The organism is Saprospiraceae bacterium, assembly GCA_016713025.1.
Classification (GTDB): Bacteria; Bacteroidota; Bacteroidia; order Chitinophagales; family Saprospiraceae; genus OLB9.
This window is the reverse complement of record JADJPZ010000004.1, coordinates 622,611-643,516: the sequence shown is the minus strand read 5'-3', so window position 1 is coordinate 643,516 and position 20,906 is coordinate 622,611. Positions and strand designations below refer to the sequence as shown.

18 protein-coding genes are annotated in these 20,906 nt (G+C 37.8%); 17 read left to right on the top strand and 1 reads right to left on the bottom strand.

All coding sequences use genetic code 11. The annotated features are described in order from the left end of the window. Nucleotides 1-12: 12 nt before the first annotated feature. Nucleotides 13-396 carry a hypothetical protein gene (locus IPK35_09125; protein MBK8053416.1) on the bottom strand — a complete coding sequence of 128 codons (384 nt, stop codon included), beginning with the start codon at nt 394-396 and terminating at the stop codon, nt 13-15. Between the two features lie 150 nt (nt 397-546). Between IPK35_09125 and rplU the strand changes: the two genes are divergently transcribed. From rplU to IPK35_09040, 17 genes are all read left to right on the top strand, one after another. Beyond that, on the top strand, nt 547-858 hold the full coding sequence (gene rplU, locus IPK35_09120) for a 50S ribosomal protein L21 (GenBank protein MBK8053415.1): 312 nt from the start codon (nt 547-549) through the stop codon (nt 856-858). 45 nt (nt 859-903) lie between these two features. Next, on the top strand, nt 904-1,260 hold the full coding sequence (rpmA, locus tag IPK35_09115) for a 50S ribosomal protein L27 (GenBank protein ID MBK8053414.1): 357 nt from the start codon (nt 904-906) through the stop codon (nt 1,258-1,260). A gap of 471 nt (nt 1,261-1,731) precedes the next feature. Next, nucleotides 1,732-2,820, top strand: coding sequence for a sterol desaturase family protein (locus IPK35_09110; GenBank protein MBK8053413.1), 1,089 nt, complete (start codon nt 1,732-1,734; stop codon nt 2,818-2,820). A 3-nt stretch (nt 2,821-2,823) separates the two neighbouring features. Further along, nucleotides 2,824-3,009 (top strand): FAD-dependent monooxygenase, encoded by a 186-nt coding sequence (locus tag IPK35_09105; GenBank protein MBK8053412.1) that lies wholly within the window; start codon nt 2,824-2,826, stop codon nt 3,007-3,009. Between the two features lie 17 nt (nt 3,010-3,026). Continuing rightward, nucleotides 3,027-3,962: an NAD(P)/FAD-dependent oxidoreductase gene (locus tag IPK35_09100; protein MBK8053411.1), complete on the top strand. Its 936-nt coding sequence runs from the start codon at nt 3,027-3,029 to the stop codon at nt 3,960-3,962. A gap of 105 nt (nt 3,963-4,067) precedes the next feature. Then, entirely contained in the window at nt 4,068-5,513 is a 1,446-nt protein-coding gene (locus IPK35_09095) for a DUF1254 domain-containing protein (GenBank protein MBK8053410.1), read from the top strand. Nucleotides 5,514-5,575: 62 nt separating this feature from the next. Continuing rightward, nucleotides 5,576-7,384 (top strand): hypothetical protein, encoded by a 1,809-nt coding sequence (locus tag IPK35_09090; GenBank protein ID MBK8053409.1) that lies wholly within the window; start codon nt 5,576-5,578, stop codon nt 7,382-7,384. A gap of 239 nt (nt 7,385-7,623) precedes the next feature. Further along, nucleotides 7,624-8,691: a 3-oxoacyl-ACP synthase III family protein gene (locus tag IPK35_09085; GenBank protein MBK8053408.1), complete on the top strand. Its 1,068-nt coding sequence runs from the start codon at nt 7,624-7,626 to the stop codon at nt 8,689-8,691. A 19-nt stretch (nt 8,692-8,710) separates the two neighbouring features. Continuing rightward, nucleotides 8,711-10,141 carry a DUF1254 domain-containing protein gene (locus tag IPK35_09080; protein ID MBK8053407.1) on the top strand — a complete coding sequence of 477 codons (1,431 nt, stop codon included), beginning with the start codon at nt 8,711-8,713 and terminating at the stop codon, nt 10,139-10,141. 128 nt (nt 10,142-10,269) lie between these two features. Next, nucleotides 10,270-11,730, top strand: coding sequence for a DUF1254 domain-containing protein (locus IPK35_09075; GenBank protein ID MBK8053406.1), 1,461 nt, complete (start codon nt 10,270-10,272; stop codon nt 11,728-11,730). A gap of 53 nt (nt 11,731-11,783) precedes the next feature. Continuing rightward, entirely contained in the window at nt 11,784-11,984 is a 201-nt protein-coding gene (locus IPK35_09070) for a hypothetical protein (protein MBK8053405.1), read from the top strand. 8 nt (nt 11,985-11,992) lie between these two features. After that, nucleotides 11,993-12,172, top strand: coding sequence for a hypothetical protein (locus IPK35_09065; GenBank protein ID MBK8053404.1), 180 nt, complete (start codon nt 11,993-11,995; stop codon nt 12,170-12,172). A gap of 9 nt (nt 12,173-12,181) precedes the next feature. After that, on the top strand, nt 12,182-13,729 hold the full coding sequence (locus IPK35_09060) for a sulfatase-like hydrolase/transferase (protein MBK8053403.1): 1,548 nt from the start codon (nt 12,182-12,184) through the stop codon (nt 13,727-13,729). A 30-nt stretch (nt 13,730-13,759) separates the two neighbouring features. After that, nucleotides 13,760-15,544, top strand: coding sequence for an amidohydrolase family protein (locus IPK35_09055; GenBank protein ID MBK8053402.1), 1,785 nt, complete (start codon nt 13,760-13,762; stop codon nt 15,542-15,544). Nucleotides 15,545-15,656: 112 nt separating this feature from the next. Further along, the gene (locus IPK35_09050) at nt 15,657-17,069 is read left to right on the top strand and encodes an aldehyde dehydrogenase family protein (GenBank protein ID MBK8053401.1); all 1,413 of its coding nucleotides are present in this window, start codon (nt 15,657-15,659) and stop codon (nt 17,067-17,069) included. Between the two features lie 31 nt (nt 17,070-17,100). Next, nucleotides 17,101-19,410, top strand: coding sequence for an arylsulfatase (locus IPK35_09045; GenBank protein MBK8053400.1), 2,310 nt, complete (start codon nt 17,101-17,103; stop codon nt 19,408-19,410). A gap of 30 nt (nt 19,411-19,440) precedes the next feature. Then, nucleotides 19,441-20,904: a DUF1254 domain-containing protein gene (locus IPK35_09040; GenBank protein MBK8053399.1), complete on the top strand. Its 1,464-nt coding sequence runs from the start codon at nt 19,441-19,443 to the stop codon at nt 20,902-20,904. Nucleotides 20,905-20,906: the final 2 nt, after the last annotated feature.

The window sequence follows — 20,906 nt, the reverse complement described above, 5'->3', positions numbered from 1 at the left end:
TTGCTTCTCCAATCAGCTAAAATCCAGAAAGTACACATCCTGTTCATTCCTTTGAACAGATGGCACATAAAATCCATAACTCTGAGGTATTACTTCTGTCAGATCAAAGACTGTACAAGTTTTTGGCAAGCCTTCAAAAATCAAAGTAAAACGGTAGTCCATATTGGATGGTACCTCTGTCCAAATAGGAAAACCACTGATTTTTTCATAATAGATCAATTCACTAATGTGATCTGAATGCAGGTCAAACAGGAAGGTAGTAGGCCAAATTCTTATATATTGGGTTTCTGTTGTTTTTTTGGTCAATCCATGAACAACCACCTGACCTTTTTCATAGGTAAACGTGCTAAGATCCTTAAGTATTTCAGGAGCAATTTTGACTACAGGATTATCAATGATGACCGGCATAAGGAAAACTTTGTAACAATATGAGTGCAAAAATAAAGTTTTTCAATGATAGCGTTCAAAATAACATTAAAAGACTTGTTTAATTATTGAATAAGTCTTACCTTTGCGGTCATTTTTTAAAATTAAAATTTATTCACAATGATTGCAATCGTAAATATAGCTGGTCAGCAATTTAAAGTGACAGAAGGTCAGGAACTTTTTGTCCACCAGTTAGAAGCTGCTGCAGGGTCATCCGTGTCATTCGATCAGGTTCTGATGGTAGATAACAATGGTTCTGTTCAAGTAGGCATGCCGGTAATAAGCAATGCCAAAGTAAGTGCCACTGTCATCGGCAACCAAAAAGGTGACAAAGTGGTCGTCTTCAAAAAGAAAAGAAGAAAAGGTTACCAGAAGAAAAACGGTCACAGACAAAGTTTTACAAAAATTAAAATTGATTCTATCTCTGCGTAACCGGAAGTGTTGGCAGGTATTCATTAACTTAAAAAAAGAATAATAATGGCTCATAAAAAAGGTGTCGGTAGTTCGGACAACGGACGGGATAGTAAAAGCAAAAGATTAGGAGTAAAGCTTTTCGCTGGTCAATCGGCCGAAGCGGGTAACATATTGGTGAGACAAAGAGGAACAAAATTCCACGCCGGTGAAAATGCCTACTTAGGAAAAGATTTTACCATCCATGCAAAAGTGGACGGAGTTGTAGCATTCAAAAAAGGAAAGTCTGAAAGGACTTGGGTGAGCATCATTCCAGCACTTAATGAAGTACAAGAAACCTTAGCTCCAGTGGCAAAAGCAAAATCAGCGCCGACAAAATCAGCGCCTGTAGCTCCACCCCCTGCAGCATCTGAAGAAGAATAGGAAACTAATGTTTTTTTTGTTTGTACTTACCATTAATCGATTTTAAGAAAGCACATTCAAAATAATCAAATTAGCGCTTGAAAAAGGCATAAATCTTGGTTGGTTTATGCCTTTTTTATTTGTCTTATGCGTGTACCTCAGATACCGTACTAATATAGAAAACTCCTATTGATTTATCTATCCTAATCTTGATAATGTGGTCACTGCGCCACAGCCTTCTCAAATCCAGCAAAGAGGAGTTTTGCCGCAGATATTTTGAACAACAATCACATTTGATTCGGTTCCTCAACTTGAAAGCGCGCAATAATCCATTAAATTAAGTCGATTTAATAGGTGGATGCTATCATTTATTATCTTTTGTTATGAAAACAATTTATGACTATATAGAAAATTGACTTTTAAAACTTTATAATGTATTTTTGGCATGTAAAAAGAAAGAAATAAAGCATAAAAAGTAATCAGCCAAAATATATGAGCGATTTGATAAATATAGTAGCAGAAAACCATGTATATATTATATTTGCTATTCTGCTTGTTTTCGGACTTATAGAAGCAGCTTTCGGGTATTTTTCCATTTCTAAGCGCAGCAAAGACGATGTATTGGTTGAGTCGATCAATACTCTCTTTCTTATGGTGATCACCAAGCCAGTAGTTATGTTTTTAGCTTTTCAGCTGATGAAACTGATCATACCTGGTAAAGAAAAAATTTTATTAAACACACCATTTTGGCTTGGGTTGATCCTTTTTTTATTGGTTGATGATTTTTTACAATATTGGTATCATCGCTCTTCTCATGAATACAAGTGGCTTTGGAAACACCATCGTCCGCATCATGCAGCGACGGAAATGGGCTTTTTGGTTTCCTACCGCGAGACGATCTATTTCTACATGATGATGCCCAATGTGTGGTGGCTTGGAATAGCTACTTTTTTGGGTTTAGCTATACCAGTAGCAGTCGGAATTGTCTTGAAGCAATTAATTGTGATATCATCGCATAGCCTAGCCACTTGGGATAGTTTTTTTCACAAAAGACCGGCCTTCAAGCCTATACTTAAGGTGTTAGAACGGATTTTTATCACTCCTGCTTTTCATCATGCACATCATGCAGTATCTAAAATAGACGATATTGGTCAGCCTAATGGAAATTTTGGAAATATGTTTTCGATTTGGGATCAGCTTTTTGGTACAGCCACTTTTAAACATGCTTTTCCGACGGAATATGGCTTACCAAACGATCCTAAGGATTCATGGGCAGCTCACACTTTTTATCCGTTGGTAAAATCCGACAAGCCGGGTTCAGAATTGTCAAGTGATTATATATTTGAAAAAACAACGGTACTCGAACCCGCAGTTTTGACTTTAAAAGAAGGCGATTATCTCTACTGCACTTGTGGTTATAGCAAAACACAGCCATTTTGCGATGGATCTCACCATGGTACCAAGTATCAACCCCAAAAATTTACCATACGAAAGGAAAGAGAATATAGGCTTTGTCAATGTAAAGAATGTGGGAAAGGTCCTTTTTGTGATGATTCACATTTGAAATTTATTAAAAATTAGAACATGCAAGAGGCAAAAGTACTGATTATTGGAGCTAGTGTAGCAGGTTTGGCGTCTGCCGGAAGTTTACATAAAGCTGGCATAGATTATTTAATTATCGAAAAACATGATCAGGTAGCTACACCGTGGCGAAATCATTATGAGCGTTTACATCTGCATACCAACAAGTCGTTATCCGCTTTACCATAAAAAAATTTTCGACGGAGGTGGAAAGATATCCTGCCAGGCTGAAAGTGGTAGAATACTTGGACAGCTACCAAAAAGAAATGAACATACATCCTATCTTTAATGTGGAGGCTACTTCTGTAAGAAAAGACGGGGAGCATTGGATTACTGAAACCACCAAAGGTACAATTAAGTCCAAGTATGTCATTATAGCCACAGGTCCTTTTGGGAAAGCCCGTGGTATAAACTTTAATGGTCAAGAGACTTTTGGAGGTTCTATTGTGCATAGTAGCCAGTATAAAACCGGAAAAGATTATAAAGGAAAAAAAGTATTGGTGGTAGGTTTTGGCAATTCTGCATGTGAAATAGCTATAGACTTGCACGAACAAGGTGCTTTCCCAAGTATGGCTGTCCGAGCAGCGGTAAATGTACTTCCCCGAGATATCATGGGTATCCCTATTTTACAATTAGGTTTATTGATGGCACCTTTACCACCAAAATTGGCAGATAAGCTCAATGCTCCATTGATGAATTTATTGACTGGAGATATTACAAAATTAGGATTAAAAAAACTGCCTTACGGGCCGCTGGAGCAAATTCAAAAAGATCAAACCGTACCACTTTTGGATATTGGGACTTTAAAGTTGATAAAACAAGGGCATATCAAAATATTTGAAAATATAGAAAAAATAGATAGAAATACCGTCACATTTACAGATGGCAAAAACGATAAATTTGATTCCATAGTTGCAGCAATAGGTTATGATAAAGGTTTTGAAGGCAATTTTATAAAAGTGGAAAAGAGTAGATTTGAAGATCTCAAAGTATCAGTAGATAATCAAAAGTACTTCGGGAAGGACGGCTTATATTTTTGTGGATTCTGGATATCACCTACAGGACAAATACGTGAGATTTCATTAGATGCACAAAAGATTGTAAAACATATAAAAAATTCAGAAAAATCAAATTATACTTAAGAAAATTGATTGCAAAAATTAAAAATCATAATAATCTGATTTTTAATCAATTCTGATTTAAATTTTTCGTAGAATATTTTCTGTTCACTATAATATTTAATACATATGAAGTACTCCTTAATCTTATTTGTTTTATTTTTTATTAATGTGAATACTTTTGGGCAAGCCCCAACAGTACAAATCACTCAAGAAGAAGCTGAAAAAGGGCAGGAAGCCTTTGCTACTTCTGTAGCTACACAGACTTATCTATATGGTCTGCCTATGGTGCTTGACCATCGATTTATGAATGTAATGCGAAACCTGGTCAAAAAAGGAGAAGACCCTAACTTTCCAGTACAATTTGCCAATGTGGCGAGAGGCTTGTTCTTTAATACTTGGATACATACTATTACGCTACCTTCACACCAATTGGCAACCTTGGCTACACCGAATGATGAAACCATTTATTCGATATTTTTTTCTGACCTGCGTCAAGAACCCATTGTGCTTACAATTCCACCTATTACTGATCGATACTTTGCTATTGCACTAGGTGATGCCTTTGTCGAAAACACCGGGTATATAGGAACAAGCCAAGGTGATGTCAAAGGCGGAAGTTATATGCTTGTGTCTCCTGACTGGAAAGGACAAAAACCCAAAAACGTCAAAAAAGTGATCCGTATGCGATACAATATGCAGGGGTTCATATCACGCATACAGGTGAGAGACAAGGGAGCTGACCTAAAAAAAGCCCAACTCTTGCAAGCACAAATAAAAGCCGAAAGTTTGTCTAAGTTTTTGGGCACATCAAAAGAAGACAATTTTGCACCATTAGAAGTTTTTCCAAATCCCGAAAAAGCATTAGACTGGTACGCCTATCTTTTTTCAAAATTAAAAATTAATAAACCTCTTCCTGAAGACAGGGCCGTTATAAAATCTTTGAAAAGCCTTGGCATCGATGTGTCCAAAGATGTGAATGTAAATGCATTACCTGATCCGGTTAAAAAAGGCTTAGAGAAAGGATATCAAGCGGGGCAAGATGCATTAAGCTGGTTTATCAATAGAGGTCCAGAAAAGACAGATAATAATTGGTTTTTATCTTTTGAAAGAGGAAGACCAGAGCAAGATTATTTGTTTCGAGCGTATTATTGTAAGATAGGCATGTACACCAATCTCATGGAAGAAGCCATGTATCCACAAACTATTTCTGATAGTAAGGGTGAAAAACTGACAGGCAAATATTCATACCAACTTACCATCCCAAAAGATAAAGTGGGTCCTGTGGATGCCTTTTGGTCTATGATCACTTATCAGGGCAGTGATTTTGTGCCTAATAAATACTACCATTATTCAGTAGGAGATCAAAAAGCACAACCCGTAAAACGGAATGCTGATGGTTCAGTGACTATTATGATTTCGCATGAACCACCCAATGGAGAGCTGAGCAATTGGCTGCCTGCACCAGAAGAAGGCAAAGATTTTAGAATTGTGTATAGAATGTATATACCGAAGAAGAATTTACTGACAAAGGAAGGATTAACGCCCTATTTACCACCGGTTATCAGAATTTAATGGTCGTACAAATCAATACTAAACAAATGCATAAAATATATATTCTATTATTGTTAGTCTGTATGACTTTCTTTTTAGCAAAAGCCCAAAATCCACAGCAAAAGAAAATACCCATACCTGTGGATTGGCGACATTACAATAATAATCCCAATTTTAAACCTGCAACTATGCGGCATGGAGCAGTTGGCAATGCCCAAGCTTTTGCCATGGCAGCACCCATTTCTAGAGCCATATTACCTAAAGATTCTTTCCTTAGGATCTCGGAAAAAATTTGGGTTTTAGGTGGGAATTTTTACACTCCCGTTGTCATCGAAACACCCAAAGGTCTCATCGTATGTCCTACCGGTGAGCATAATGATGAAGGCAGAATTTGGCGTAAATTGATACGTGAAAAAATCAGCAAAAAGCCCGTTATTGCCGTTCTATATGACCATGCACACTATCCTAAAGGCACTACAGGCTTGCTCGATGGAGACAAAGCTATGATCGTTGGACACCCTGATCACAATCGTATCATGCAAACATCAGGTGAATTATCTTTCCCATACATCGAGGAATTATTGCCATTGATGGATGCAAAAGCACGTATCCATTTTGCAACAGATCATCCGGCTATAGGCAAGGATGCCCCATTAGCAGGCGGAGGTGGTGTTTTGGAGCTAAATAGAGAGCGAGGTTGGTTGCCCACAACAAAAACCATGAAAGATGGTGAAATCATCACCATTGGCGGGGTCAAAATTCAAGCTTTTCATGCAATCACAGATACCGAAGAGTCTTTAACTTTTTACCTCCCAAACGAAAATCTTGTTATCGACAATGTGATGTGGACTATGATACCCAACCTCTACACACTGAGAGGAGATAGATACCGATCACCTGAAAACTGGATGGCAGCTGTTAAAAAAATCCGTGATTTGAAACCAGAAAAGTTAATCTCTGTAGGTGGAGGCAGCTTACCCATGGTAGGAAAACAAAATATTCAAGACGCCTGTAATGCCTTGTACAATGCTATGGCTTTTATATACGATCAGGCCATCAGACTATCCAACCAAGGTATTGCTCCCGATGAATTAAGACATTATATCAAATGGCCAATTGCTCTTTCACAACATCCTATTGTCAATGAAATATATGGTGAAGTAAATACCTTTTACCAGGCTTTCCCTACTTACAATGGTGGCTACTACTCCGGTTATGCTGAAGACATTCACTCTTTACCACGTAAAGTAATGGCAGAAAAGATGATTGCTTTAGCAGGAGGTACTGTTAAAATGATGGAACTGTATCAAAAAGCAATTGTTGATGCCGAATTAATTTGGGCCAAAGACTTAGCTAAATATTTATATTATTCTGATAAATCAAACGTCATTTACCGAAAGGCTTTAGGAGATGTATTCCGACTTTTAGGACAGCGTACTCCTTCGTTAATTGTTAGGAATTTCTACATGGCAGCAGCTATGAGTTTGGAAGGTAATGAAAACTTTACTTTAAGTAGTATTCAGAGCAAAGAGTGGGTTAAAGCAGATATACCACGGGCTATTAATCATGTGCGTACACGTATCAATCCTGAACTGGCCAATGGTACAGACGCCGTCTTAGTATTTAAAATCAATAACAAAGCTTCGGGTCTGCACATCCGTCATGCCATAGCTGAGTTTCTACCTAATCCTTTGGCTCATTACAAAGTAGCCGATGCCACAATAGAGACTACAGCTGATAATTTTACTGCGTACTTTAGAGGAGAAATAGGTATTGATGATTTGATTAAAAAGTCAAAAATCACGGGCAATGCAACTAAGCTGCTAGGGGTATTTGACGAATATAAAAGCAAGACTTTTTATCCAAAAGAAGACATTTATAAACTGGATTAAGAAAATACTAAATAATAATGATTAAAAAAATAATAGTATTCATCGTTTTAGCGCTGTTGGCTTTCGTGGGTTATTTTTTGGTTACCAAAAAAGTAAATTCCATAGATACACTGAAACGTAGTGTTTTTGAAGCAAGTCATGGCCGAGATAAAGTAGCTGTACAAGAGGCTTTTAAATGTGCTTACTTATAAAACAGGAAATCACCAAAATATAAATCACCAAATATAAAATTCTAAAATTTGAAAGCAATCATTACAGGAACAGGAAGTTCATTACCTGAAAAGGTAGTTAAAAATTCACATTTTTCAGATAATATCTTTTATGAAAAATCAGGTGAAAAAACTGGAAAATCCGGAGCAGAATTTGCCGAAAAACTGGAAACCATTACCGGGATTCGTGAACGTAGATATATTCGGGATGATGAAGATTCAGTGCCATTGATGACTGCAGCTTCTAGGAGAGCAATTGATGATGCAGGGATTGAAGTCAATGATATACAAGGTATCATCGTAGCGCACAATGCTGGTAATATGCTGACTGATGGGAGAGGCATTCATTCAGTGCCCAATATGGCAGCACTACTTAAAAATGCATTGAAGGTTGAGAACCATGATTGTTTTGCTTATGATCTTCTTTTCGGATGTCCAGGATGGTTACAATCAGTCATTCAGGCCAAACAGGTATTGGCCGATGACGTAAATGCACAAAACATACTTGTCGTAGGTGTTGAGGTGGCATCAAGATTTTTGGATCCGCATGATTTGGACTCTATGATTCTGGCAGATGGATGCGGAGCGTGTATAGTGTCAAAAAGTAAATCAAGGACCAAAGGTATTTTATCATACGCCACATACTCCCATGCTCAGGCTGATCTAAAGTACATTTATCAAAATGAGTCACTAAATGCAGAAGTGCCTGGAAGTTCTTATTTTAAAATGAGTGGACGTGATGTATATAAATATGCAACCACATGGCTGCCACAGGTAATCAAAAATGCCTTAGATAAAGCAGGTAAAACTCTTGATGATGTAGATATATTTTTGTTTCACCAGGCGAATGGCAAAATGTTGCAAGCCATAGCTCAAAATCTTGCCACATTGTATGGTCAAAAAGACTATAATTTTGAAGGAAAGATTCCGACAACTATAGAGGTTTTAGGCAATACATCAGTAGCAACTATTCCGACACTGATGGACATGGTTTTAAAAAATCAAATAAAGGGTTACAAAATAAACAAGGGACAGTTGGCCGTGATGGCATCAGTCGGTGCCGGAATGCACTGTAATGCTTTAGTTTATCAGTTTTAAAATTAAATCTAAGTTTAAAATGGGTGGTTTAAAAAAAATAATTTTACTGGCTTCATTGGCTATTTTGGCTTTTGTGATCTATTTTTTAGTATCCAAAAAAGTAACTTCCATAGATACACTGAAACGTAGTGTTTTTGAAGCAACCCATGACCGCGATAAAGTGGACGAACAAGAAGCGTTCAATATCGCCTACAATGCTTATCTATGGGGGTTTGTACGGGTGAAGTCCATGTTGTTGCAGAAAAAAGCAATACACCCAGACTATCACGACTATGCACCTATCAATACTTTTGCTATTAGTAAAGAATTGGCTAAGCCCGGTTTTACGGATTTTACACCCAATAGTGATACCTATTATGGTTTGGCTTGGTTGGATGTTTCGAAAGGGCCCATCATCATCGAAATACCTGAAGTGTCTAATAAATATTGGACGGTACAAGCTACGGATGCCAGTCTAAATACCTTTAACTATGTAGGGAGTCGCATGGGTACAACACCTGGAAAATGGGCATATTGCAAATTTGATTGGAATGGAACCCTGCCTACAGGAATCCAAAGAATAGATTGTCCAACAAATCAGGTTTTTCTACAAGCCCGAAACTTGGTGTTTCCAGGCAATAAAGAAGATGAAAAAGCGGTATATGCTCTGATGATGAAATACAAGCTTTATCCTATTGATTCCGTAGCCCAATATGCTTCTATCCCGAAAACGGAAACGATGGTTAATCCTCTGAATTCGAACCCTGATCTCAGAAATCTTAACTTTTTTAAACTCCTCAATGAAACCATTACTTTCGATCCACCAGTTGCTGTTGATAAGGGATTGGTAAGCACTTTTGCTAAGTTGGGTATTGGGCCCAATTTAACCTTTGATGATGCAAAACTTTCTAAATCTCAAAAAGCCGGCTTAGAAGATGGCATTATGGCAGCATTCAGACGGATCTATGATGAGCTCAAATTTGGTGGTGAACGCAAAGGAGGGTTCAATTTTAGGTATGACCTCGGCAAATACGATTTCAACTATCCCATCGGTTCTGCGGTTGCTTTTTATGGTTATGGGGCGAATACCGCTGAAGAAGCCGTGTATGTCAATACGATTGTTGATGCCGATGGCGATGATTTGATTGGGTCTAAAAAATACAAGATACATTTTGGTAAGGATGAATTTCCACCAGTCAATGCTTTTTGGTCTATCACTATGTACAGCAGACCCGAAAATCAATTGATTGAAAATGAGATAAATCGGTACAATATCGGTGGGCTTACGCCCAATTTGAAATACAACGCAGATGGGTCTTTGGATATTTTAATACAACATGAACGCCCTACAGATATTTCCAATTGGCTACCTGCACCCAAAGGGGATTTTTGGCTAATCATGCGGATGTATGACCCTAAAAAAGAGGTCTTGGATAATAAATATACAGCACCAACAGTAGATAGACAATAAATATAAAGGGGCTTTGAATATTTAAGATGTGAAAAACACCCCCTCATTATAACAAAGTTTTTATTTTTAAACGATATGAATATTAAGTTTAAACCCGTAATTTTAATTTTTTCAAAATCAACTTTTCAATGAAAAACAGACTTTTATTTTTATTCATTTTTATAATTATAAATAGCCAATTCACTGTGGCTCAAGCCCCTACGGTACAAATAAGTAAAGAAGACAGTGAGAAAGGTCAAGAAGAATATGCGGCAAACGTAGCGGCACAAGCCTATCTTTATGGTGTGCCGATGGTGCTCAACTATCGTTTTCAAAATGTCGTAAAAGGGTTGGTAAAAAGGACAACCGACCCTAATTTCAAGATGAAAATGATGTATCCAAAAGATGGTTTAACTTATAATCAATGGGTTCATGTGAATAATTTGCCGACACATGACCTAAATACGATGGCTTCGCCAAACGACGACACGAATTATTCGATATTTTTTGCTGATTTAGAAAAAGAACCCATCGTTCTTTCTATTCCTCCTATCAATGACAGATATTTTTCTATCACATTGAGTGATGCTTTTTTAGATGTCGTTGGTTATATTGGCTCGCGGTATGGCGATACAAAAGGTGGAAATTACATATTGGTAGGACCCGATTGGAAAGGAGAATTGCCTAAAAAAAATTTCAAAAAAGTGTTCCGTATGCGGCACAATGTTTTCGGTTTTGTTGCGCGAATGCAAGTCAAAGACCCGTCAAAAGACATGGAATTGGCAGCGACTTATCAAAATAAATTCACCTCACAAAGTCTTTCCAAGTTTTTAAATAAAACTGAAAAAGATACATTCTTACCATTAGAAACGTATAAAAATACAGATAATGCCTTAGAATGGTACTCTTTTTTGTTTAACAAAATGGCTATAAATCGCCCACTCCCGAGTGAAAGACATTTGGTCAAATCATTGGCAAACATTGGCGTAAAAATAGGCAACAAAATAGATGCCAATGCTCTTTCTGAACCGGTAAAGAGAGGTTTGGAACGTGGTTTCAAAAGCGGAAAACAGCAATTGGATTGGTATGTGAACAAAGGGCTGGAATTATCGCCCAATAATTGGTTTCTCGATTTTGACAGAGGCACGGACAATAACGACTATATCACTCGGGCGAGACACGCATTGGTCGGTTTATACACCAATCTGACCACCGAAGCCAACTATCCGCAAATTATTTATGACAATAATGGTGAAAAATTGAGTGGGAAATACTCATATCAAATGATTATTCCGAAAGAAAAAGTTTCACCCGTTACTTCTTTTTGGTCAATTACGATTTATCAAGCAAGTGATTTTGTACCGAATAAATATTTCCATTACTCTGTCGGAGATGCCAAAAAATATCCAGTAAAAAGAAATGCTGATGGCTCTGTAACAATCACATTTTCGCACGCACCACCCAACGAAAATGAATTGGGCAATTGGCTACCAACACCAACGGCGGATTTAGATTTTAGGGTCGTCTATCGGATGTACGGACCAAAGCCCGAAATTTTGAATTCAGAAACCATGAATACATATCTTCCTGCAATAAAACGGATTAATTAGTATGAAAAAGCTTTGTCAAGAAAAGTAATCAATAAAAATTTATTTTAATTTCAATGAAAATTTTTCAATTTATTTTATTCGTATTCATATCAACATTATCTTTTTCGCAAATAAAATACCAAAAAGATGCTGGAAAAATAGAGGCCTTTCCTGCAGCACTTAAGGCCCCCAAAGATGCTCCAAATGTTATTTTGATTATGTTAGACGACTTGGGTTTTGAAAAGAAAAACCTAACTTTACAACGGCTGATATAAGCCTATTTATGGACAACGAAGAGCTTGGCAAACTCGAAAACATAAAGATGGCTGTACAATATAGTTTATTATCAGGTTTTGGTTTATTAATAGGAAAAAACGAGGGAGCGTCTATTAGCCACGCATATCAAACTCCATTTGACTTTAACGATAATTTAGAAAAAATAATAATTAAAATTGATGAATAAAAAAAATATATGAAATCTCTTTTTAAGTATATTAGCAAAGGAATTATTAGCATATCATTACTTATCACTATACCATTGTTTTTAGGTTTAGGATATATACTATTTTCATCTGCATTTTTTAGCATGAACAAAGATGTCAGTAAAGAAGACCTTGACTTTAAGTTTTCATTGAAGGAAAAGTCTAAGACTGATAAATTGCCTAATATATTACTTATCAATGCCGATGATTTGGGTTATGGTGATTTAGGATGTTATGGAGGCAATGCTATTCGAACCCCAAACATTGACCGCATTGCTGCAAATGGTATGCGTTTTACAAATCATTATACTTCCAATGCTATCTGTTCTCCTTCACGTGCGGGCTTATTAACGGGTCGGTATCCTATTCGAATGGGTTTCACTTCAGTTCTTTATCCCGAGGACTGGACCTATCATATGAAAGTCGTCAATAAAATTGGCAAAGTATTAAATGATGTTGGGGCTGCTGACCATGGAAAAGAATGTTATGTAAACGGATTGCCCCATAAAGAAATAACCCTTGCCGAAGCACTTAAACAAAAAGGCTATGCTACCTGCCTCTCAGGAAAGTGGCATTTGGGTGATATGAAATTTAGGAAAGAATTTAACCCTAAATATCACGGATTTGATAAGTTTTTTGGTGTAAATAGCACCAACGATTTACTACCAGTGGTATTAATTGATGATGAGAAAGTAATAAGAAGTAATATTCGAGAAAACCAAGAAGATTTCAGTCAATTATTTGCTCATAATGCTATACAATTCATTGAGCAAAATAAAGATAAACCTTTTTTCTGCTATATGGCTTTTACAGCACCACATGAGCCTTTAGTACCTTCAAAAGAATTTAGGGGTAAATCCAAAGCAGGACTGTTTGGAGATGTCGTAGAGGAAATGGATCATTATATCGGGAAAATTTTAGAAAATCTTGAAAAAAATGGTTTAGATGAAAATACAATTATACTTTTTACATCTGATAACGGACCTTGGTATGAAGGCTCTACAGGGGGATTAAGAGGCGGAAAAGGGCAGGCATTTGAAGGTGGTTTTAAAGTACCTCTTTTAGTTTCGTGGAAAAATAAAATTTTACCAAATTCTGTAGCCAAGGCCAGAGTGAGTAATTTGGATATTTTTCCCACATTACTAGACATAGTGGGTTTGGATTTGCCAAATGATAGGATCATTGACGGCAAAAACATTTCGGATATCTTATTTGGAAAGACAGACCAGACACCTCATGAAAAAATCATTTTTTATCAATATGAAAAACCGATTGCACTAATTATGAATGATCATAAGTACTATACTAATTATCATTCCTACACATGGCCTGTACCACTAAATAAAAATGGTACCTTTACATATACCTTAACTAAGAAACATATGGGAAAAAATACAAGATATCTTTTTAATCTGAATACTGATGCAGATGAAAACTATAATATCATCCATCACCAAGCTAATAGGAGCAATGATATGCAAAAAGCCTTGGATGAGTGGGACATAAATTTAAAAAACAACACCGGTGGTTGGAAATAAAATATTAATTAATACTTAAATCTTTAAAACATGGACACAGTTTACATCAAAGGTGGTCGAGTATTTTCAGGCTACAACAGACCTTCTAAAATAGCCAATATTTTAGTGCAAGATGGCAAGGTCTCCAAGATCTCAGAACAAGCCCTTGACCTACCTGCGGATACAAAAATTGTTGATGCTACAGGTAAGTGGGTGACACCTGGTTTTTTTGACAACCATACACACTATGACGGTGAGCTTTTGGTTGCACCACAACTGAGCGAATCCATACGCCATGGAGTCACGACTGTTTTGGTTGGTAGTTGCTCACTCTCCTTTGTGTATTCAGATGTGGAAGATTGTTGCGATATGTTTACACGTGTAGAGGCATTTCCAAGAGAAATATTAAATCCAATATTAGAAAAAGAAAAAAATTGGGATAGCCCTAAATCTTGGATAGAGCATATCAAAAAGCTCCCATTAGGACCCAATATTGGGTCATTTATAGGTCATTCAGATATAAGATCTAAAGTTATGGGTATTGATAGGTCGTTGGATCCAAAAGAAATACCTACAGCAGCGGAAATAAAAGAGATGCAAGATATGCTCAATGATGCGATAGATCATGGTATGTTGGGTATATCTATGCAGCACAACCCATGGGATAAAATGGATGGTCGCCATTGGTCCAAGTTATTGCCTGCAGCATATGCCACAAGGAAGGAACGCAATGCTATGGCAAGCGTAGCCCGGGAGCGTAACGGACATTTACAAGGAGTACCTAATCTGGTCAATCGTTTAGCAATTTTTTGGTATTTAGGACAAAGTGCCAATTGGTTTGGTTTGAGAAAGAAGAAACTCAAAACATCTATTGTAGCTATGATGGAACTAAAAGGAGATCCATACATCCGTGCTGTATTGTCGTTTCTTGCCAAGACATACAATAAATTTTTGGGTGCTAACTTTAGATTTCAGGGTTTCCCTGTACCTTTCACCAACTATGTCAAGGGTATGGATTTGGTCATTTTTGAAGAGTTTCCATCAGGCGAATTGGCCCGACACTTATCCAGAGATTTGATAGAAAGAAATAAAACATTAAAAGACCCTGAATATAGAAAACAATTTAAAAAACACTATGGTGATAAATTGTCACCTAAAGTTTGGCAAAAAGACTTTGGAGATGCGTATATTTTAAATGCACCTGATAAATCATGGATTGGAAAGTCATTTATGGACTTAGCAAAAGAACGTAACCAACATCCAGTGGATACATTTTTGGATGTAGTCATAGACTTGGATGACCAAGTGGAATGGAAAACAACGATAGGTAATGAAAACCCTGCAAAATTAAGTAAACTTTACAACGACGAAGGCAATATCATAGGTTTTGCTGATTCAGGGGCACATATCAACAATATGGCATTTTATAACTTCCCTATCCGTATGATCAAATATGTGAAGGATTCGCATGAGAGAGGAGAGCCATTTATGCCTTATGAAAAATTGATCTGGAGATTGACCAAAGAAAATGCTGATTTCTTTAATATTGATGCAGGAACCATAGAAGAAGGAAAAAGAGCTGATTTGGTAGTAATTGATTTCGAAAATCTTGATGACAGTATACACCAATATTATAAGGCTGAGTTTCTAAGTGGCATAGAAAGATTAGTAAATCGTGATGACAAGTACGTAAATTATGTCATGATAAGTGGGAAAACGGTTTGGGAAAACGGACAGTTTGACGAACGTGTAGGCAAAGAGAGATTTGGCGATTATCTACCGGGTAAACATTTGGCAGAAGCTGCAAGAAAAAGCTTTTCTGCTAACATTTTTTAAATTTATTTTAAATTTCAAATTAACAAAAAATGACAAACGAAAATGTTTCCAACGAAGATCAAAAGCCATTGATAGGCTCAATCATCTCTTTAAAATACAGAATGAAGCCTTTTTGAAAAACAGCTATCCGAGTGCTAAAGAACGTATCGAGTTGATGAAAGTCGTACCGGATATGTTGCTTCATTACAGTACCAAACTTACTGAGGCCCTGCATACTGATTTTGGCGGTCACTCCGAAGATGCTTCCGATTTGTTTGAAATTTTGGGCATGTTCGATAGGTCAAAATACAATATTGCGAATGTCGAAAAATGGATGAAGCCTATTGCTAAAGAAGGTAATCCAGTCACACAAGGAAAATCAAAAGCCTATGTTAAATACCATCCCAAAGGAGTGATCGGTAATATGGTGTCTTGGAATTTTCCTTTTGATATTGCATTAGGACCCATGCTTGACCAATTGGGTGCTGGAAACCGAGTAATCATTAAGTCTTCCGACTTGTCACCTGCCAGTGGTGCTGTGCTACAAGAAATGCTCTTAAAAACTTACAATGAAGATCAGGTAGCTGTAGTAAATGGGGGCTTGGATTTGGCAAAATATTTTCCTACACTCCCTTGGAATCATTTGATCTATACCGGAAGCGGCACTGTCGGCCGACTCATCATGAAGGCAGCTGCAGAAAACTTGGTGCCTGTTACACTGGAGTTAGGTGGAAAAAGCCCCTCCATCGTAGGGCCTGATCGTATTACAGACGAAACCATTGCAACGATAGCAGGTGTAAAAGTGGTGAAACGCGGACAAATGTGCGTAACGGTGGATTATTGTCTCGTTCCCGAAGCGGAAAAAGATGTCTTTGTGGACAAAATAGCCAACTATATGCAAACACACTTTGCAAAAGACAATGCCAGAAACCATGCTTGCGGCATTATCACCCAACGTCATGTGAAACGCTTGCAGGGTTTGGTGGATGAGGCCAAAGCAAGTGGGGCAAAAGTTATTCAAATAGGTAATGATCTCAAAGATGGCAGCCGAGACATGCCATTTTATATCGTAGTCGATCCAAGTGATGATTTACAAATGATACGGGAAGAGATTTTTGGGCCAATATTGCCAATAAAAACCTACAAAACAACACAAGATGCCATAGACTATATCAATAAAAATGACAGACCATTGGGATTATATGTATTTTCTGATGATCGTAAATTTATTGATGACATAACTCAAAATACGCATTCAGGAGGAGTGGCAGTCAATATGATTGCCCTGCAAGCGGCTCAACCATCCATGGGTTTTGGGGGTGTAGGTGCCAGTGGTATGGGGCGGCATCATGGTGTAGAAGGATTTCAGGAGTTTTCTTATCCAAAAGGTTATTTTGAGAGGGGCAATGGGGGGACCATAGATTGGATAATGCCACCATTTGATAGTAAGACAAGACAATTGATTCATGATGTTGCATACGCACCATTGTCGAAGCAGTTGAAGTTTGCCATTAAACGATTGCCTAATATTTTATTGGGGAAATGATTTTTGTAAATACCACTTTATTTATCAGATAATGAAGCTTAAATTATTTATTCTTTTTGTTTTTCTAAATGTTAATACTATTTTTGCGCAAATAGACCGAACCGTTTTACCCATTCAAGCACCGGTTTTTAAAGGCAAGATAGACAGCACCTACAAAACATCTCAAAGCCATTGGGCACCATTTTTGCCAGCAAGGGCCCCTGAAGGTGCACCTAATGTTGTGGTCATTATGCTCGATGATTTGGGTTACGGTCAGTTGGGATGTTATGGCAGTGCCATTGAAACGCCAAACATTGATAAATTGGCTAAAAATGGATTGACCTATACCAATTTTCACTCTACCCCTTTGTGTACCCCTTCACGAGCTGCCTTATTGACAGGGAGGAATTCACATAGTATCGGCATGAACATCCTTACGGAGGCTGCTACGGGTTATCCCAATAGTAATGGCAGAATTCCGCCATCGGCAGCATTGATATCCGATGTTTTACGGCTGAATGGCTATAACACCATGGCTTTGGGCAAGTGGCACCTGACTCCTTATATGGACAGGACAGCAGCTGGACCCTACACACATTGGCCATTAGGAATGGGTTTTGAACGCTTTTATGGTTTTTTAGGTGGCGAAATGAACCATTATATACCATTTTTGACAGAGGACAACCGAGCTATCGATGTCCCCACAAAAAAGGATTATCACCTCAGTGAAGACCTGGTGGACAAAACGATTCGATTTATAAAAGATCAACAAAATGCTCACTCAGGCAGGCCATTTTTTACATATCTTGCATTTGGGGCTGTTCATGCACCACTTCACACACCTAAAGCCTATATTCAAAAATACAAGGGACGTTTTGATAAAGGATGGGATATAGTACGCAAAGAAACCTTTGACCGGCAGAAAAAAATGGGCATCATTCCCCAAAACGCAGTCCTACCTGATCTGGACCAAGGGGTGGATGAATGGGATAAACTCAGTGCTGATCAAAAGAAGTTGTATGCTCGTTTTCAGGAGGTGTTCGCAGGGTTTTTGGACCATACAGATGTACAAATAGGCCGATTGGTTTCTGCACTTGAAAACATGAACTTATCAGACAATACAATCATACTCATCATGTCAGACAATGGTGCGTCACAAGAAGGCTCACAAAATGGTTCCAATGTAAGTGATAGATACCGCAACCTCCTTCCCGAAACTTTGGAAGATCTGATGCCTCATATTGATAAGTTGGGTACTTCACAAAGCTTAACACTTTATCCATACGGCTGGGCAATGGCTGGCAATACACCATTCAAAAGATGGAAACAAGATACACACGCTGGTGGTACCACCACCCCTTTGATTGTGTCTTATCCCAATCGCATCAAGGACAAGGGCAGTAAACGCCATCAATATCATCACTTGATAGATATAGTTCCTACATTATTAGAACTCTCCGAGATTCCAGAACCCAAGCAGGTAAACGGCATTCCGCAAATGCCTTTGCATGGAGTGAGTATGGCTTATACTTTTGACAATCCAAACGAAAAAACACGTAAAGTCAAGCAGTACTATGAAATGTTTGGTAAAAAGTCTATTTGGGCGGACGGTTGGAATGCTGTGTCTTACCACAAAAGAGGAGACGATTATCGAAATGATAAGTGGGAATTGTACGATGTGCAAGAAGATTTTACTGAATCAAAAAATTTAGCTGACCGAAACCCTCAGAAACTAAAGGAAATGGTAGATTTGTGGTGGCAGGAAGGTAAATCTTATGGCGTCCTTCCTCTGGATGACCGCCTCTTTGAGAGGGTAAACGAACCAAACAGACCTCAAATAGCAATAGATAAAGATGTTTATACCTTATATCCTAACACTTCTCAAATGCAGCCCAATTCTTTTGGTTTTCTATCCAACAGTAGCCATACGGTGACTGCTTTTGTAAATATTCCAGAAAAAGGAGCAGATGGAGTGTTGGCAAGTGAGGGTTACGAACAATGTGGATGGTCATTTTATATCAAAAATGGCAAACTGAATTATGCACATAACTTTTTAAAAATAAAAGAATATCATATTGAATCCACTCAAAAGTTGAGTCCTGGTCAACACAGATTGACTTTCCGATACATGCTCAAAGAACGCTTACCACGACCATTAACGACCAAAGGTGATATAGAGTTATTCATAGATGATAAGCCGGCAGGTATCTTGAAAGATGTGACTATGGCACGAATTTATGGTATCGGATTTGGTGCTGGATTTTGTGTAGGAAGTAATGTAGGTGCAGCGATAACAAAACAATATCAAACACCTTTTGATTATAAAGGCATTTTGGAAAAGGTAACTGTTGAGTTTAAATAATAATATTAAAAATTTAATAAAATTGTTGAAATGAGAAAATTTTTCATAGCACTTTTAGCAATTATTGTACTTGGGGTTGTAGCTGCCTATTTTTATGGTTTTGAAAAATTAGGAAGACAAATCAATGCTCTTCGTAGTGCCAATCCGGAGTATGCGAAGGGCGACTGGCGAGAACTGTATGCTTACGAAGTAGGCAAAGATGCGGTAATCTATGGTTATCCGGCAATGTACTGGTCAAACATAAGATATCGGTTTGTGGAGAAGCCTGAGCGTAATATATCCATGGGTGTCAATGAACTCTGGCAAACAGAAATTCCACCTTTGCCAGAAAACAAGTATGGTGGATCGCCAAATAGGGATACAAGATATGGATTCTGTTGGACGGATTTGACCAATGATGCCGCTATCATTACCGTCCCTGAAAATCCCACAAACAGATATTATAGTGTACAGTTGGTAGAGATGTACTCGGATTTGTACGGTTATATCGGTACCCGAGCTACCAACAACGTGGCTGGTGAATATCTTGTGGTTGGTCCAGGATTTAAAGGAGATACTACGGGATACAAAGGGGTATATCGTAGCCCCACGAATTGGTCGTTTATTACGGTAAGAGTATATACCATATGGGACGACCCTCAAGATGTGGCCAAAACTAAAACACTTTTAGATCAATTTAAAATCAATATGCTGAGCGAAAAAGGTAAAATAAAAAAGCCGTATTCTCGTGATGTGATGGATGTATTTGATGCTAAAGAAGATCCTTTGTTTGCAATAAAGATGATCAATGAGGTGATGATCCAAAACCCACCGCCATCAAGAGATGATGCTTTGATGCAGAAATATGCTTTAGTGGGTATGGGTAGCAGAGGTACAACCAAACCAGATACCTTACATCCGTCTATCCAAAAAGGACTGCGAAGAGCCGTAGTGGATGCCATAGCATTATTAAAAAATGCCTCTATCCAATATGCCTCTATCACCAACCAAAATACCACCTCCAACCAATGGATATGGGGACCTAAAAACTGGGGAAGGACTGCTGAGTCCGGTGATTTTTTTGGTCGGGCAGGCAGTCAATGTATGATAGGTCTTATGGAACACTGGATCGAAGAATGTGTCAAAGCTCGGACCTTCAACGATACTAAAGGGAGACCGTTAGATGGTAAATATCAATACAAAATGCATTTCACTAAAGAGCAACTGCCAAAGCCAATTGGATTCTGGTCATTGACCGCTTACACTGACGAATATAATCTCGTCCCTAATGACTATAAAATTAATTCGTTGGGTACCTATACGAAGACTTTTAAATACAATCAAGACGGCAGCTTAGATATTTATTTTCAAGCTGACAAACCTGCCCCTGACAAGGCAGGCAATTGGCATCCAGTGGAAAAAGGTCAGCCTTTCAATGTGTTTTTTAGACAATATATTCCTGAGCAAAGTTGGTTAAATCAATCGTATGTTGTACCGGGAATAGAGAGGATATAGGT

Excerpts from the sequence above, each read along its gene's own strand:
- rplU (MBK8053415.1), top strand. The coding sequence starts at position 547 with ATGATTGCAATCGTAAATATAGCTGGTCAGCAATTTAAAGTGACAGAA.
- rpmA (MBK8053414.1), top strand. The coding sequence starts at position 904 with ATGGCTCATAAAAAAGGTGTCGGTAGTTCGGACAACGGACGGGATAGT.
- IPK35_09110 (MBK8053413.1), top strand. The coding sequence starts at position 1,732 with ATGAGCGATTTGATAAATATAGTAGCAGAAAACCATGTATATATTATA.
- IPK35_09105 (MBK8053412.1), top strand. The coding sequence starts at position 2,824 with ATGCAAGAGGCAAAAGTACTGATTATTGGAGCTAGTGTAGCAGGTTTG.
- IPK35_09095 (MBK8053410.1), top strand. The coding sequence starts at position 4,068 with ATGAAGTACTCCTTAATCTTATTTGTTTTATTTTTTATTAATGTGAAT.
- IPK35_09090 (MBK8053409.1), top strand. The coding sequence starts at position 5,576 with ATGACTTTCTTTTTAGCAAAAGCCCAAAATCCACAGCAAAAGAAAATA.
- IPK35_09080 (MBK8053407.1), top strand. The coding sequence starts at position 8,711 with ATGGGTGGTTTAAAAAAAATAATTTTACTGGCTTCATTGGCTATTTTG.
- IPK35_09075 (MBK8053406.1), top strand. The coding sequence starts at position 10,270 with ATGAAAAACAGACTTTTATTTTTATTCATTTTTATAATTATAAATAGC.
- IPK35_09070 (MBK8053405.1), top strand. The coding sequence starts at position 11,784 with ATGAAAATTTTTCAATTTATTTTATTCGTATTCATATCAACATTATCT.
- IPK35_09065 (MBK8053404.1), top strand. The coding sequence starts at position 11,993 with ATGGACAACGAAGAGCTTGGCAAACTCGAAAACATAAAGATGGCTGTA.
- IPK35_09060 (MBK8053403.1), top strand. The coding sequence starts at position 12,182 with ATGAAATCTCTTTTTAAGTATATTAGCAAAGGAATTATTAGCATATCA.
- IPK35_09055 (MBK8053402.1), top strand. The coding sequence starts at position 13,760 with ATGGACACAGTTTACATCAAAGGTGGTCGAGTATTTTCAGGCTACAAC.
- IPK35_09045 (MBK8053400.1), top strand. The coding sequence starts at position 17,101 with ATGAAGCTTAAATTATTTATTCTTTTTGTTTTTCTAAATGTTAATACT.
- IPK35_09040 (MBK8053399.1), top strand. The coding sequence starts at position 19,441 with ATGAGAAAATTTTTCATAGCACTTTTAGCAATTATTGTACTTGGGGTT.